Source organism: Microbacterium sp. NPDC089321, from assembly GCF_040684935.1.
GTDB lineage: Bacteria > Actinomycetota > Actinomycetes > Actinomycetales > Microbacteriaceae > Microbacterium.
The window spans coordinates 1,154,109-1,167,745 of the sequence record NZ_JBFBGX010000001.1; the positions used below are offsets into that span (position 1 = coordinate 1,154,109).

Below are 13,637 nucleotides of genomic sequence, written 5' to 3' on the forward strand. Positions count from 1 at the left end.
CATGCACGCTCCCGCTCCCCGCCGCGCCGGCATCGCCGCCGTCGCCGCCATCGGCCTGGCCATCGCAGGCCTGACCGTGCCCGCAGCGGCATCCGCCGCGCCCATCGCGGCACCGGATGCAGACGACCCGAAGCGCGTCGTCTACGTCGAGGTCAACAGCAACGACATGGCGAACGTCGCCGACTACACGCTCGAGGGCACGAACCGGCCGGCGTTCGACATGGCGATGATCTTCGCCGCCAACATCAACTACGACGTCGACTCTCAGCAGGCGTACCTGCACCTCAACGAGCGCGTGACCGAGACGCTCGAGCAGGCCGACACGCAGATCCGCCCGCTGCAGGAGCGAGGCACCAAGGTGCTGCTCTCGGTGCTCGGCAACCACCAGGGAGCAGGGTTCGCGAACTTCACCTCCCGCGAGAGCGCTGCGGCGTTCGCCGACCAGCTCGCCGATGCGGTCGAGACCTACGGCCTCGACGGCATCGACTTCGACGACGAGTGGTCGGGCTACGGCAACAACGGCACCGCGCAGCCGAACCCCACCTCGTTCGCCTACCTGCTCGACGAGCTGCGTGACCGCCTCGGCCCCGACAAGCTGATCACGCTCTACAACATCGGTCCGTCGTACGACCTCACCGACTGGCAGGGCACCGGCGCGAGCGAGAATCTCGACTACTCGTGGAACCCGTACTACGGTGCGTGGAACCCACCGCAGGTGCCCGGCATGACCCGGGACCAGTTCGGCGCCGCCGCCGTCGATCTGACCAGCACCAGCGTCGATCGCGCGACCGCACTCGCCCAGCGAACCGTCGACGAGGGCTACGGCGTCTACGTCACCTACAACCTCACGGCCGGCGACCACTCAGCGTATCTGTCGAAGATCACCGAGATCCTCACCGGCCACGCCACCGCCTACCGCGCCCCGTGGTACGACGTCGACGTCGAGGTGCAGGCCACCTGCGCCGGCGGTGACGTGAAGCTGAAGGTGCGCATCGACAGCGCCGACGATGCGGAGCTCAGCGCGACGGTCGCCTCGACGGTCGGAACCCGCACGGTCGACGGCATCGCCGCCGGCGAGAGCCGCACCATCGTGCAGCAGGCGAAGCGCGGCGCGGCCGCCGACGGCGAGCTGACGGTCAGCGTGAACGGGCCCGACGGCACGCTCGATCTCGTCGAGCCGTACGCCGTGCCGGTCTGCCGCTGATCATTGCGGAGGAACACGTGACGGGGACGGCTGCATCGTGGCTCGCGCTGCCGCAGCCGTCCCTCTTCGTGCCCGAGGGCGGATGCTGGCGTCCGACCTCGCTGAGCGTCGAGGCCGGGGCAACGGCGCTCGCCGACGAGGCCGCCCGCCTGCAGCAGGAGCTCGCCGACCTCGGCATCCCGTCGGGGGAGGGGTCGCGCATCGCACTGCGCGAGTCGACCACCCGGCCCTCGCCCGAGGCGTTCGCGATCGACGTCGACGACGACATCGTCATCGAGGCCCCGACGGCTGCCGGCGCCTTCCGTGCCGCCCGGCAGCTGCTGCACAACCTGCGCGCACAAGGACACGTGCCGCACGGACGCGTCGAGAGCGCGCCCGCGGTCGCCGAACGCGGCATCCACCTCGACGCGGCCCGCAAGCACTATCCGGCCGACTGGATCATCGCTCTGCTGCACGACGCCGCCGACGTGGGCGTGAACGTCCTGCAGTGGCACTTCTCCGAGAACGAGGGGTTCCGGCTGGCATCCGACGCCTTTCCCGAGGTCGTCTCGCCCGACCACATCACCAGAGAAGAGGCACGGCGCATCGTCGAGACCGCCCGGTCACTGCACATCGACGTCGTCCCCTCCCTCGACATGCCCGGCCACCTCGGGTGGGTGCTGAACCGGCATCCGGAGCTGCGGATGCCCGCCGCCGACGACCCCGACGCGCTCGTGCGCAGCGAGAACGCGCTCGACATCACGCGCAGCGAGGCGGTCGACTTCGCCCGCGCCCTCATCGACGACATGATCACGCACTTCCCGTACAGCACGCGGTGGAACCTGGGCGGCGACGAGTTCGTCGACTTCGCCCGCATCGACGATCACCCCGCGCTCGCCGCGGAGGCCGTCGCACGGCACGGCAGCGGTGCCACCGGATTCGACCTGCTCACCGGATTCGTCAACGAGATGGCGGCCCACCTGCGCCGGCGCGGGTTCACGACGCGCGTCTGGAACGACGGGATGCTGCGGGGGTCACGCGTGCAGCTCGACCATGAGGTCGAGCTGACGTGGTGGACGAACTGGCACGCTCAGATGCGCCCGCTGACGGATGCCCTGGCGGCCGGCCACGCGATCGTGAACGTCAGCGACGCGGTGTTCTACTACGTGCTCGGCGAGAACGCCGGCTACCGCTACCCGACTGCGGCGCGCATCTGGGATGCGGACTGGCATCCGGGCCTGTTCCCGTCGTTGCCGGACTCTTACCCGCATGGCGGGAAGCGGCAGGAGGTCATGCAGCCGTACCCGGCCCAGCTGCGCGGCTGCTCCTTCGCGATCTGGGCGGACGACCCCGATGCCCAGACCCCGGTCGAGGTCGCGGCCGGTGTGCGCGCGCCGCTGCGCGCCATGGCCGAACGCGGCTGGAACGGCGGCTCGCAGCTCACCCTCGAGGAGTTCTCGCGGCTGGACGACGCCGTCGGCACGGCGGTTACCCGGGTTGCGTCCCCATAGAATCATCTGAAGCCATACGGAAGGACGCCATGAGCGAGACCGTCAAGAAGCACCAGGACTACAACCCCGGGCCGCGGGTGGGGATCACCTTCTCCACCTTCGACCTGCTGCACGCCGGGCACATCATGATGCTCGCCGAGGCGAAGCGGCAGTGCGACTACCTGATCTGCGGTCTGCAGATGGACCCCACGCTCGACCGCCCCGAGAAGAACGCTCCGACCCAGACGGTCGTCGAGCGCTACATCCAGCTGCGCGGCTGCGAGTACGTCGACGAGATCGTCCCGTATTCGACCGAGCAGGACCTGGAAGACATCCTGCGCTCGTTCAAGCTCGACGTGCGCATCGTCGGCGACGAGTACGAAGACCGCGACTTCACCGGCCGCAGCTACTGCGAAGAGGCCGGCATCGAGCTGTACTTCAACAGCCGCAACCACCGCTTCTCGAGCTCGGGTCTGCGCAAGATCGTCGCCGCGAAAGAAGCCGAGCGTCTCGCCCGAGGCTGAGTCTTCGGGGGCGCGGCGGCGCGCAGCCGGGGTTCAGCTCACGACGGTGAGCTGCATCCCTGCGCTGCCGCCGGCCTCCGCCCAGGCGAGTGACCGCGCCAGGATGCCTCGCAGCACGTCGAGGTCGATCTGCTCGAGATCCTTGATGTAGAGGCATCCGGCACCCGAGGTGTGCGGGCCCAGCTGCGCCAGCGCGTCGGCGTGCGCATCGACGCCGTCGAGCAGGTAGATCGTCGTCGCCGCCTTGCGCGGAGCGAAGGCGAGCAGGCCGGTGTCGCCCTCGGTTCCCGTGGGGTACCGGTAGTGCACCTGGCCGAAGCCGATGATCGTCCCCCACACCGCGGGCTCGCGCCCCGAGATCTCCTGCATCAGGGCGGTCAGGGTCTCGGCATCCCGTCGCCGGATCGCGGGAGCCGATCGTGCGATCAGCGCCGCGACGTCATCGCCGGTGGGCTTCACGCCTTCGCCGCCTTGGCGGCTGCCTTCATCGCCTTCTTGTGCTCGCGCACCTTGGTCAGCGACTCGGGCGAGACGATGTCTGCGACGCTGCGGTAGGCGTCCTCCTCGCCGTAGGGGGCGGATGCCTCGCGCCACCCCTCGCCGGTGAAGCCGTACTGCTTGCCCAGCAGAGCCAGGAAGATCTTCGCCTTCTGCTCGCCGAAGCCGGGCAGCTTCTTCAGGCGCGTGAGCACCTCACGGCCATCAGGGTCACCGGACGTCCAGAGAGCGGATGCATCCCCGCCCCACTCGTCGACCAGCGTCTGGCAGAGCGTCTGCACCCGCGCGGCCATCGAGCCGGGGAAACGGTGAACGGCCGGCGTCTGCCTGAACGCCTCGAGAAAGGCATCCGGATCCATGCTCGCGATGGCGGCGGCATCGGCCGCTCCTGTGCGCTGCTCGATCTTGAGCGGACCGGCGAAGGCGGTCTCCATGGGAACCTGCTGGTCGAGCAGCATGCCCACCAGCAGAGCCAGCGGGTTGTTCGTGAGCAGGTCGTCGGCGGCGGTGTCTCCGGTGATGTGAAGGGCCATGCGTCCAGTCTCGCAGAGGCCCCCGTCGCTAGTTGATGATCTCGGCCCGGCTGTCGCGCAGCGTCGCCAGTCGCTCACGCCACGACTGCAGATCGTCCGGCGACAGTCGCGTCCAGTCGTGCACCTCTTCCACGATCCGCAGCGGATGAGCGGTGCGGTACGAGCGGGTCGGGTTGCCGGGGAACCTCTTGTCGGTGACGTTCGGGTCGTTCTCGAACTCGCCCGTCGGCTCGACGCGATAGACGTGCGGCGCGGCGTCGCCGGATGCCAGTTCTGCAGCCAGTTCGGCCGCAAGCCCGGCCCCGTCGCGCAGCGCCGTGAAGTACACGTGGTTCATCACGATCTCGGGCCGGTAGTTCGACGGGAAGCCTGCCGTGAGCAGATCCCCTGGCTGCAGCGCAGCGGTGGTGCCGTGGAAGAAGGGGCCGTCGTCGAGGACCATGCACCCAGTGTCGCACCGGGTCGGCGTGCGCTTCGCGCGGAGTTGTGCGCTTCGCGCGGATGAATTCGCGGATCCGATCCGCGGCAGGTGCACATTTCCGCGCGAAGCGCGCAGCGCGGGACAGTGCCGCGAGAGCGGATGCCCGAGCGGGACGGATCAGGCGGTCGCGGCGTCCGACGCGGTGCCGGAGTCGGCGCTCAGGCCGTACAGGGTCTCGAGTGCGGCGTGGAACTCGTCGGCACGACCCTCGGCAGCGAGCTCGTGCGCACGCGTCGTCGGAGTGTGCAGAAGCACGCCGGCGAGGTGGCGCATCGCCTGCTCGACCAGACCGTTCTCGTCACCACGGCGGCGGGCACGATCGATCTCGGCCTCGAGCAGCCCGAAGATGTGGGTGCGCAGCGCGACGACCGCGGGCGTCACGCTCTGACGCGAGCCGTCGAGATGGAAGCTCTCGGCGGCCTCGCGCACCACATCGCGAGCCGCATCGGTGGCGTGCAGCTCTTCGAGCGGAGCGTGCAGGCGGATGGTCTCGAGGTCGAGCAACGCGACGCCCTCGAGCTGCGCCACGGCGGGGTCGACGTTGCGCGGCATCCCGAGGTCGATGACGAGCTGCGGTGCGGAGTGCCCCGGCACCGGGCATCCGGCACCCGAACCGGCCGCGCGCTCGAACTGCGCCGGCCCCAGCACCATCTCAGTGGCGGTGCAGGTGATCAGCAGCGACGAGCGCTGTGCGACGGTCGCGTAGTCGTCGGCCGAGACAGGGCGGATGCCGTGCTTCTTGGCGAACGGCACAGCCCGGCCCGAGGGGGAGTAGACCGAGATGTCGACGGCGCCGCGCTCGCGCAGCGTCGCCAGAGTGACCGCGGCGTACGAGCCGGTGCCGACGAGCAGCACGCGCTCGGCGCTCCAGTCGGCGATGCGGCTGTCGGCGAGTTCGAGCGAGAGACGCACGAGCGAGCGGCCGGCGCGGTGCAGGGCCGTGACGTTCTTGACCTTGCGCTGCGCCTGGCTGGCGCGCTGGAACAGGCGCTCGAGCTGCGGCGAGGTGGTGCCCTGCTCGCGGGCTCCGCTCAGGGCGCGGCGGACCTGCCCCGCGATCTCGCCCTCACCCGACACGACCGACTCGAGGCCGGATGCGACGGCGAAGAGGTGCTCGGCGACGTGCGGGTCGTCGACGACCTGGTACGAGCCGGAGAGGTCTGCGGAGGGGATGCCGGTGGCCTGCGCGACCGTCTCGATGACCGCCTCCGAATCCACCTCATCGGCCTCTACGTAGGCTTCGAATCGGTTGCAGGTCGCGAGCACGACGGCTCCCTGCACGCCGGCAGCCATCAGGCTGGGGGCGACGGTCTCGGGGTGGCGGCTGAGGCGTTCGAGCAGTTCGAAAGAGGCGGTCTTGTGACTCGCCGTCACGCAGAGCAGCACCCGTCAAGTCTACGCCGGGTATTCAAGAAGGGCATCCAAGGGCGACCTAACCACGGGGTGCTGCCGTGCCCGGCCGGTGCATAGGCGCTCGATGCGAGGATGGCGGCATGAGTGATCTGCTGCGCGCGCTCGCCGGCGAGACCCCCGAGCGCACCCCCGTCTGGTTCATGCGTCAGGCCGGGCGGTCGCTTCCCGAGTACCGCGAGCTGCGCGTCGGCACCCGGATGCTGGACGCCTGCCTCACCCCCGACCTGGCTTCCGAGATCACGCTGCAGCCCGTGCGCCGGCACAAGGTCGATGCCGCGGTGTTCTTCAGCGACATCGTCATCCCGCTGCGCCTGGCCGGCGTCGACGTCGAGATCGAGCCCGGCCGCGGCCCCGTCTTCGCGAACCCGGTGCGCACGGCCGACGACGTCGCGAAGATCACGCAGATCGACCCCGCCGACCTCGACGGAACCGCGGTCGCCGAGGCCGTGCGCCTCACCGTCGCCGAGCTCGGCGGCACGCCGCTGATCGGGTTCGCCGGAGCGCCGTTCACGCTCGCCGCGTACCTGATCGAGGGCGGCCCGTCGAAGGAGCATCTGCGCGCCCGCGCCATGATGCACGCCGACCCCGAGGCGTGGAACGCGCTCGCCGGATGGCTCTCGCGCATCTCGCGCAGATTCCTCGAGATCCAGCGCGACGCCGGTGCCTCGGTCGTGCAGCTGTTCGACTCGTGGGCCGGGTCGCTGAGCGCCGCCGACTTCCGCGCGCACATCGCGCCGCACTCGAAGGCCGCGCTCGAGGGCATCGGCCTGCCGAGCATCCACTTCGGCGTCGGCACCGGACCCTTCCTCGCCGACATGCGCCTCGACGGCACGGCCTCGGCGGTCGGCGTCGACTGGCGCATGCCGCTCGACGAGGCGATCTCGATCGTCGGGCCCGACACCGCGGTGCAGGGCAACATCGACCCCGCGATGCTGCAGGCGCCGTGGCCCGTGCTCGAAGCGCACGTGCGCGATGTGATCGCCCGCGGCCGGGGCGCCAAGGGGCACATCCTCAACCTCGGACACGGCGTGCCGCCCGAGACCGATCCCGATCAGCTGACGCGCATCGTGCAGCTCGCTCACGGCGAGCTCTGACCCGCCGGCTCTTGCCCGTTCATAATTCAGGAGCCCTCGGCCTGGAAGCAGAGTCCCGGTACGGAACCGGCCCGAATCAGCCGGAATCCCCTGAGTTGTGAACGGTCAGCTGTGGGCATCCGGCGCATAGGCCTCGGTGGAAGAATCGCAGCATGACATCCGAGCACTCGCCCGAACTCGCCGCGCGCGCGGCGCAGCAGCACATCGTCGTCGTGGGCGGCGGGATCGGCGGCCTCGTCGCCGCACGCGAGTGCGCCAAGGTCGGCATGCGCGTGACGGTGCTCGAAGCCTCAGACGCGCTCGGCGGCAGCATCCGCTCAGCCGAGCTCGACGGCATCGTCGTCGACGTGGGTGCCGAGAGCTTCGCCACCCGCGGCGGCCACGTGCGCGCGCTGGTCGACGAGCTCGGACTCGCCGAGGCGGTCGTTCCGCCGCAGGGCGGCGCGGCCTGGCTCAGCGGAATCCCCGATGCCCCCGACGCGCCGCTTCCGGTCGGCAGCCTGCTCGGCATCCCGGCCAACCCGTTCCAGGAGGACGTGCGGCGCATCATCGGCTGGCGGGGTGCATGGCGCGCCTACGTCGACCGCCTTCGCCCGCCGCTGACCGTCGGACACGAGCGCAGCCTCGGCAAGCTCGTCGGCTCGCGGATGGGCGCGCGCGTGCGCGACCGGCTCGTCGCCCCCGTCACCGCAGGCGTCTACTCGGCCGACCCGGATGACGTCGACACCGATGTCGCCGCCCCCGGCCTCAACGCCGCCCTCACCCGCATCGGCTCGCTGAGCGGAGCCATCGGCCTGCTCGCCGCCGAGCGCAAGGGCACGGCGCCCGGCGCTGCCGTGCTCGGACTCGCCGGAGGCATGGGGCGGCTGGTCGACGCGCTGCGCGCAGACCTCATCGCGTACGGCGCCGACGTGCGGACCGGCACCGCGGTCACCCGTCTCGACCGCGCCGGCGACGGCTGGACGGTCGAGATCGAGCCGCCGGCCGACGAGAACCCGGATGCCCCGGCCGTGACCTCCCTGCACGCCACCGGCGTGATCGTCGCCACCGCCGAGCCGTCTGCCCGGCGCCTCATCGACGCGCACGTCGCAGGGCTCGGGGACGCCGGTGCGGCCCCCGAGATCGAGATCGTCACGCTGCTGCTCGACGCGCCGGAACTCGACGCGACCCCGCGCGGCAGCGGCGTGCTCACCGTTCCCGGCAGCCACACCGCCAAGGCGCTCACGCACTCGACCGCGAAATGGGGCTGGCTGCGCGACGCCGCGGCCGGTCGTCACCTCGTTCGGGTGTCGTTCGGCAGCCAGGGCGAGCCGGCGGCGACGGCGACCCTCGACGACGACGCGGCCGCCGCGCTCGCTCTGTCAGAGGCATCCGCCCTGCTCGGCGTCTCCCTGCACCCGAACCAGCTGCTCGCCGCCCACCGCGCCAGGCACGTGCAGGCGCAGCCGTCGTCGCTGATCGGCGCGACCGAGCGCCGCGCCGCCGTGCGCACCGCGGTGAAGGCGATCACCGGCCTCGCGGTCGTGGGCGCGTGGGTCGCGGGCACGGGGCTGGCGCAGGTGATCCCGGATGCCGTCGCCGAGGCCGACAGGCTGCGCGGCGACCTGCTCTGGGACTGAAGTCGAGCGGCCGCTACATCTATCGGGCCCGGCGCGCAAGGCCAGATGCCGAATCGGGAATATGCGGTTACCCTGGAACGCGAAAGAGGCCGCAACCAACGTCAGGAGGCCCTCATGAAGGGGAAGATCGGACTCGTCATCGGACTCGGCGCAGGCTACGTCCTCGGCAGTCGAGCGGGGCGCGAGCGCTACCAGCAGATCAAGACGCAGTGGTTGAAGGTGTGGAACCTCGACCCGGTTCAGGAGCAGGTCTCGCGCGTGCAGGACTTCGCCAAGTCGCAGGCCGCCGCCGTTCCCGGTGCCGTCTGGAGCGGTGCCGTCAAGGTCGTGAAGGCCGTTTCGAAGTCGGGCACGACTCCGGGCGAGAAGCTCGACGGCGCCATCGACGCGACCAAGGACGCGGCAGAGAAGGTGGCCGACGCCAAGGATTCGAGCGACGCGAAGTCGGGCGGCACCATGCCTCCCGCCAAGCCGGTCGGGTCTGACAGCGTCACGCCCAAGAAAAAGGCCTGACGGATGCTTCGCGGATACCGCGATCGTGCCGACGACAGCCTGCTGACTCTGCTCGGGGATCTGCCCGAGCTGGTCCGCAACCTCGTGACCGCCGAGGTCAACGCAGCCAAGGCGTGGGTCTCGCGCACCGCGAAGGATGCCGGTATCGGCAGCCTGTGGTTCGTGATCGTCCTCTTCCTGCTGTTCTGGGCGATCCCCGTGCTGCTGGCGTTCGCCATCATCGGCTTGAGCTCGTGGTGGCCGGCGTGGGTCTCGGCTCTCGCGGTCTTCGGATTCCTGCTCGTCTTCATCGTGATCTTCGCGCTGCTCGGCATCGCGCGCTTCCGCAAGGTGACCAAGCGCGAGAACCCCGGCCAGGCCGTCGCCACCGATGTGCGTCTCATCAAGGGAGCCCCCGAACATGACCGACTCTGAGTACACCGAGGTGGCGCGCCGCGACGAGCGGGCACGCAACGCCGAGCTCGCCCGCAACGCCGACATCGTGCCGAACCCGCTGCCGCGCACCGTCGTGCCGGTGGGGATCGCCGATCCCGTGGAGTCGGCCCGTGCCGAGCTGCGCGCCGCTCTCGCGGCGATCGAGGTGCGCGGCAACTTCCCGCGTCGGATCGAGAAGGCGACGGCGCGCGGCGTCGTGCGCGCTCGCGCCTTCGCCCACCGCAACCCGGTGGGTGCGGGAGCGGCTGTCGTCGCCGCGGCCGCGACCGTCGGCGGACTCGTGTGGGTGATCGCCCGCGCGATCTCGCGCTGAGCCGCGGCTCGCACGGGCGCAGGCCCGCCCCGGTTCGCCGCCCTCGCTGAGAAGGGGCAGACTGGAAGCATGTCCGAAACGCTCGATGCACACCCGTCCGGATTCACCCTGTGGGCAGTGTGGGGTCGCAACCCCGCCGCTCCGGCGATCGAAGCCGACGTGACCGAGCTCGAGGTTCTCGTCGATCACATCGAGACCTCGGGTGTCACGGTCCGCGGCTTCTACGACGTCAGCGGGCTCAAGGCCGACGCCGACCTCATGGTCTGGCTGCACGGCGACACCGTCGAAGAGCTGCAGCGCGCCCTGCGCCGCCTGCGCCGCACCGACCTGCTGCGCGACCTGCTTCCGGTGTGGAACGTCATGGGCGTGCACCGCGACGCCGAGTTCAACCGCCAGCACGTGCCCGGCTTCCTGCGGGGAGTCGAGCCCAAGGACTGGCTCTGCCTGTACCCGTTCGTGCGCACGCCCGAGTGGTACCTGATCGACGAGTCCGAGCGTCGCAAGATGCTCGCCGACCACGGTCGCAAGGGTGCCGCGTTCACCGGCGTCATCGCCAACACCGTCGCGGCCTTCGCCCTCGGCGACTACGAGTGGCTGCTTCCGCTCGAGTCGGATTCGCCGACCGAGCTCGTCGATCTCATGCGCGACCTGCGCTACACCGAGGCCCGCCGCTACGTGAAGGAGGAGGTGCCCTTCTACACCGGGCGCCGCCTGCGCCTCGACGAGATCGCAGAAGTGCTGCAGTGAGCACCCTCGCGCCGATCCGGCTGGGCACCAGACGCAGCGCTCTCGCGCAGGCGCAGTCGGGTCACGTGGCCGACGCGCTCGCCGCGGTCGCAGGGCGCCCCGTCGAGCTCGTCCCGATCGTCTCGGAGGGCGACACGAACCGGGCATCCCTCTCCGAGATAGGCGGCACCGGCATCTTCGCCAACCGCCTGCGCGAAGCGCTGATCGCGGGGGAGTGCGACATCCTCGTGCACTCGCTGAAAGACCTGCCGACCGCGGTGCCTTCCGAGCTGGTCATCGCGGCGACGCCGCGGCGGGCGGATGCCAGGGATGTCGTCATCACGCGCGGCGGCACTCCTCTGCACGAGCTGCGTCACGGCAGCACGGTGGGCACCGGCTCGCCCCGTCGCATCGCGCAGGTGCGGCGCCGGGCTCCGCACGCCGAGGTCGTCGACATCCGAGGCAACGTCGACTCGCGTCTGGAGCGGGTGGCGTCCGGCGAGCTGGATGCGGTGATCCTCGCCGCAGCAGGACTCACCCGTCTCGGATCCGAGACGACGCTGCGCCGCGAGTCGCTCGGCCTCACCGAATGGCCGACCGCTCCCGGTCAGGGGGCCCTCGCGGTCGAGACCACCGCCGACGCCCCGGACGACCTGCTGAAGGCGCTGGCTCAGCTCGACCACCTCGAGACTCGCATCGCGGTGACGGTCGAGCGCGCGGTGCTCGCCGGCCTCGAGGCCGGCTGCCAGGCGCCGATGGCTGCCCACGCGGTCGTCACAGAAGACGGCATCCGGGTGCGCGCGGTCGTCTACGAACCCGGCGGCGGACGCCGGATCGGTCTCGACGTCACCGAGTCCCTGAGCAGGGGGTATATTCGACGGAACGGCAGCGGCAACGGAGCGGATGCTGCCGATGGTGCAGACCCGATGCGCACGGCTCGTGAGCTCGGCGATTCTGCGGCCCATCGGCTGCTCGAACAGGGAGCGGCCGACCTCCTTCCGTGAGAGTGATCAGATGACTGCTTCCGATACCAAGACCGCAAGGCCGCTCGACGGCTGGCGCGTTCTCGTGCCCAGAGGCGGCCCCTGGGGTGACGGCGTCGCCGCCAGCCTCCGCGCGCTCGGTGCGGTGCCGGTGGTGGCACCGCTCATCAACTTCGCCCCGACCACCGATCAGGATGCCCTCGATGCCGCCCTCGCCCGCCTGCAGGCCGGCGAGTACGACTGGCTGACGATCACCAGCGCCACGACGGTCGACGTGCTCTACGCGCATCGGGTCGAGATCCCGTCGCGCACCAAGGTCGCCGCGGTCGGCGAGACGACCGCTGCGGCACTGCAGGCCGCCGGCTACGACGTCGCCCTCATGCCTGAGCTCGACAACTCGGCGGCGGGCATGGCCGAGAAGATCATCTCGATCGAGCCCGACGCGCAGCGCATCCTCACCCTGCGCAGCGAGATCGCGAAGCCCGTGCTGTCGGTCATGCTCACCGAGGCCGGACACGACGTCGACAGCGTCGTCGCGTACCGAACCGTCGGCGTGCCGGTCACCGACCGCATCCGCCGCGACGTCGAGAACGGACGCATCAACGCGATCCTGATCACGAGCGGATCCGTCGCCAAGCAGGTGCGAGAGCAGTTCCCCGAGATCCCCGACACGACGATGCTCGCCGCGATCGGACCCCGCACGGCCAAGGACGCCGAGAAGGCCGGTCTTCCGGTCACGGCCATCGCCGACAAGCAGACGGTGGATGCCCTGATCGACACCGTGTCGCGCTTCACCCTTCCGCACGCCGCAGACGAGTTCGCGCCGTGAGCCGGTTCCCCGAGGCGCGTCTGCGCCGCCTGCGCCAGTCGGCGCCCGTGCGCAACCTGGTGCGCGAGACCTCGCTCGAGCCGCGTCAGCTCGTGCTGCCCATGTTCGTGCGCGAGGGCCTCTCCGAGGCTGCGCCGATCGGCTCGATGCCGGGTGTCGTGCAGCACTCCCTCGATTCTCTGCGTCGCGCGGCGGTCGAGGCCGCCGAGGCCGGCGTCGGCGGAGTCATGCTGTTCGGTGTGCCTGCCGTTCGTGATGCGATCGGCTCCGGCGCTGACGATCCCGACGGCATCCTCAACGTCGCGACGGCAGCGCTGGCTGCAGAGGTGGGCGACGCGCTCGTCGTGCAGACAGATCTGTGCCTCGACGAGTTCACCGACCACGGCCACTGCGGTGTGCTGTCGCCAGACGGCGCGGTCGACAACGATGCCACCCTCGAGCGGTACGCCTCGATGGCGCTCGCTCAGGCGCGCGCCGGCTCGCAGCTGCTGGGTCTCAGCGGCATGATGGACGGCCAGGTCGCGATCATCCGCGAGGCGCTCGATGACGAGGGCTTCTCCGACACCCTGATCCTCGCGTACTCGGCGAAGTACGCGAGCGCGTTCTACGGCCCGTTCCGCGAGGCCGTCGACTCGCAGCTCACGGGCGACCGCCGCACGTACCAGATGGATCCCGGCAACCGCCGCGAGGGCGTGCGCGAAGCCCTGTTCGACCAGGACGAGGGTGCCGACATCGTCATGGTGAAGCCGGCCATGGGCTTTCTCGACGTGCTGCGCGAGGTGCGCGACGCCGTCGACGTGCCCGTGTGGGCGTACCAGGTGTCGGGCGAGTACGCGATGGTCGAGGCGGCCGCGGCGAACGGATGGATCGACCGCCGTGCCGCCGTGCTCGAGTCGCTCCTGTCGATCCGCCGGGCCGGTGCCGATGCGGTCCTCACCTACTGGGCGAGCGAAGCCGCCCAGTGGCTGCGCTGACCGGGAGCCGCTCATAGCCGGTGTCCGTA

Annotated in this window: 16 protein-coding genes; 12 read left to right on the top strand and 4 right to left on the bottom strand. The window is 70.5% G+C overall.

Features of this window, described 5'->3' with window-relative positions:
- Position 1 precedes the first annotated feature (1 nt).
- From AB0N59_RS05400 to AB0N59_RS05410, 3 genes are read left to right on the top strand one after another with little or no spacing between them, the layout of a single operon-like run.
- Complete coding sequence (locus AB0N59_RS05400; RefSeq protein WP_363479816.1) at positions 2-1,204, top strand: endo-beta-N-acetylglucosaminidase H; 1,203 nt, start codon at positions 2-4, stop codon at positions 1,202-1,204.
- 17 nt (positions 1,205-1,221) lie between these two features.
- Positions 1,222-2,694, top strand: coding sequence for a family 20 glycosylhydrolase (locus AB0N59_RS05405; protein WP_363479819.1), 1,473 nt, complete (start codon positions 1,222-1,224; stop codon positions 2,692-2,694).
- Between the two features lie 29 nt (positions 2,695-2,723).
- On the top strand, positions 2,724-3,197 hold the full coding sequence (locus tag AB0N59_RS05410) for an adenylyltransferase/cytidyltransferase family protein (RefSeq protein WP_182254970.1): 474 nt from the start codon (positions 2,724-2,726) through the stop codon (positions 3,195-3,197).
- A 33-nt stretch (positions 3,198-3,230) separates the two neighbouring features.
- On the opposite strand, the gene AB0N59_RS05415 is transcribed toward AB0N59_RS05410, so the two are convergent.
- The 4 genes from AB0N59_RS05415 to AB0N59_RS05430 form a co-directional block, all read right to left on the bottom strand.
- Positions 3,231-3,656, bottom strand: a complete 426-nt coding sequence (locus tag AB0N59_RS05415; RefSeq protein ID WP_363479823.1) for a DUF1801 domain-containing protein — start codon at positions 3,654-3,656, stop codon at positions 3,231-3,233.
- The gene (locus tag AB0N59_RS05420) at positions 3,653-4,228 is read right to left on the bottom strand and encodes an HhH-GPD-type base excision DNA repair protein (RefSeq protein WP_363479826.1); all 576 of its coding nucleotides are present in this window, start codon (positions 4,226-4,228) and stop codon (positions 3,653-3,655) included. Before AB0N59_RS05420 ends, AB0N59_RS05415 begins: the two co-directional genes overlap by 4 nt.
- Positions 4,229-4,256: 28 nt before the next feature.
- Positions 4,257-4,670, bottom strand: a complete 414-nt coding sequence (arr, locus tag AB0N59_RS05425) for an NAD(+)--rifampin ADP-ribosyltransferase (RefSeq protein ID WP_363479829.1) — start codon at positions 4,668-4,670, stop codon at positions 4,257-4,259.
- Between the two features lie 156 nt (positions 4,671-4,826).
- The gene (locus AB0N59_RS05430) at positions 4,827-6,095 is read right to left on the bottom strand and encodes a glutamyl-tRNA reductase (RefSeq protein WP_363479832.1); all 1,269 of its coding nucleotides are present in this window, start codon (positions 6,093-6,095) and stop codon (positions 4,827-4,829) included.
- Between the two features lie 107 nt (positions 6,096-6,202).
- On the opposite strand from AB0N59_RS05430, the gene hemE reads away from it, so the two are divergent.
- From hemE to hemB, 9 genes are all read left to right on the top strand, one after another.
- Positions 6,203-7,216, top strand: coding sequence for a uroporphyrinogen decarboxylase (gene hemE, locus AB0N59_RS05435; protein ID WP_363479835.1), 1,014 nt, complete (start codon positions 6,203-6,205; stop codon positions 7,214-7,216).
- Between the two features lie 152 nt (positions 7,217-7,368).
- A complete protein-coding gene (locus AB0N59_RS05440) occupies positions 7,369-8,835 on the top strand; it encodes an FAD-dependent oxidoreductase (RefSeq protein WP_363479838.1) in 1,467 nt (488 codons plus the stop codon).
- Between the two features lie 114 nt (positions 8,836-8,949).
- A complete protein-coding gene (locus tag AB0N59_RS05445) occupies positions 8,950-9,348 on the top strand; it encodes a hypothetical protein (protein WP_363479841.1) in 399 nt (132 codons plus the stop codon).
- Between the two features lie 3 nt (positions 9,349-9,351).
- Complete coding sequence (locus AB0N59_RS05450) at positions 9,352-9,762, top strand: phage holin family protein (RefSeq protein ID WP_363479843.1); 411 nt, start codon at positions 9,352-9,354, stop codon at positions 9,760-9,762.
- Positions 9,749-10,096: a hypothetical protein gene (locus AB0N59_RS05455; protein WP_363479846.1), complete on the top strand. Its 348-nt coding sequence runs from the start codon at positions 9,749-9,751 to the stop codon at positions 10,094-10,096. Before AB0N59_RS05450 ends, AB0N59_RS05455 begins: the two co-directional genes overlap by 14 nt.
- Before the next feature lie 69 nt (positions 10,097-10,165).
- A complete protein-coding gene (hemQ, locus tag AB0N59_RS05460; protein WP_363479849.1) occupies positions 10,166-10,843 on the top strand; it encodes a hydrogen peroxide-dependent heme synthase in 678 nt (225 codons plus the stop codon).
- Positions 10,840-11,826: a hydroxymethylbilane synthase gene (gene hemC, locus AB0N59_RS05465; protein WP_363479852.1), complete on the top strand. Its 987-nt coding sequence runs from the start codon at positions 10,840-10,842 to the stop codon at positions 11,824-11,826. The genes hemQ and hemC overlap by 4 nt, the downstream gene beginning before the upstream one ends.
- Before the next feature lie 10 nt (positions 11,827-11,836).
- Positions 11,837-12,634: a uroporphyrinogen-III synthase gene (locus tag AB0N59_RS05470; protein ID WP_363479855.1), complete on the top strand. Its 798-nt coding sequence runs from the start codon at positions 11,837-11,839 to the stop codon at positions 12,632-12,634.
- Entirely contained in the window at positions 12,631-13,608 is a 978-nt protein-coding gene (hemB, locus tag AB0N59_RS05475) for a porphobilinogen synthase (protein WP_363479858.1), read from the top strand. Before AB0N59_RS05470 ends, hemB begins: the two co-directional genes overlap by 4 nt.
- The last annotated feature ends 29 nt before the right edge of the window (positions 13,609-13,637 follow it).

Bases quoted from the DNA above. Each gene is read 5' to 3' on its own strand.
- AB0N59_RS05400 (WP_363479816.1), top strand. From the start codon at position 2: ATGCACGCTCCCGCTCCCCGCCGCGCCGGCATCGCCGCCGTCGCCGCC.
- AB0N59_RS05410 (WP_182254970.1), top strand. From the start codon at position 2,724: ATGAGCGAGACCGTCAAGAAGCACCAGGACTACAACCCCGGGCCGCGG.
- AB0N59_RS05420 (WP_363479826.1), bottom strand. From the start codon at position 4,228: ATGGCCCTTCACATCACCGGAGACACCGCCGCCGACGACCTGCTCACG.
- arr (WP_363479829.1), bottom strand. From the start codon at position 4,670: ATGGTCCTCGACGACGGCCCCTTCTTCCACGGCACCACCGCTGCGCTG.
- hemE (WP_363479835.1), top strand. From the start codon at position 6,203: ATGAGTGATCTGCTGCGCGCGCTCGCCGGCGAGACCCCCGAGCGCACC.
- AB0N59_RS05440 (WP_363479838.1), top strand. From the start codon at position 7,369: ATGACATCCGAGCACTCGCCCGAACTCGCCGCGCGCGCGGCGCAGCAG.
- AB0N59_RS05445 (WP_363479841.1), top strand. From the start codon at position 8,950: ATGAAGGGGAAGATCGGACTCGTCATCGGACTCGGCGCAGGCTACGTC.
- AB0N59_RS05450 (WP_363479843.1), top strand. From the start codon at position 9,352: ATGCTTCGCGGATACCGCGATCGTGCCGACGACAGCCTGCTGACTCTG.
- AB0N59_RS05455 (WP_363479846.1), top strand. From the start codon at position 9,749: ATGACCGACTCTGAGTACACCGAGGTGGCGCGCCGCGACGAGCGGGCA.
- hemQ (WP_363479849.1), top strand. From the start codon at position 10,166: ATGTCCGAAACGCTCGATGCACACCCGTCCGGATTCACCCTGTGGGCA.
- AB0N59_RS05470 (WP_363479855.1), top strand. From the start codon at position 11,837: ATGACTGCTTCCGATACCAAGACCGCAAGGCCGCTCGACGGCTGGCGC.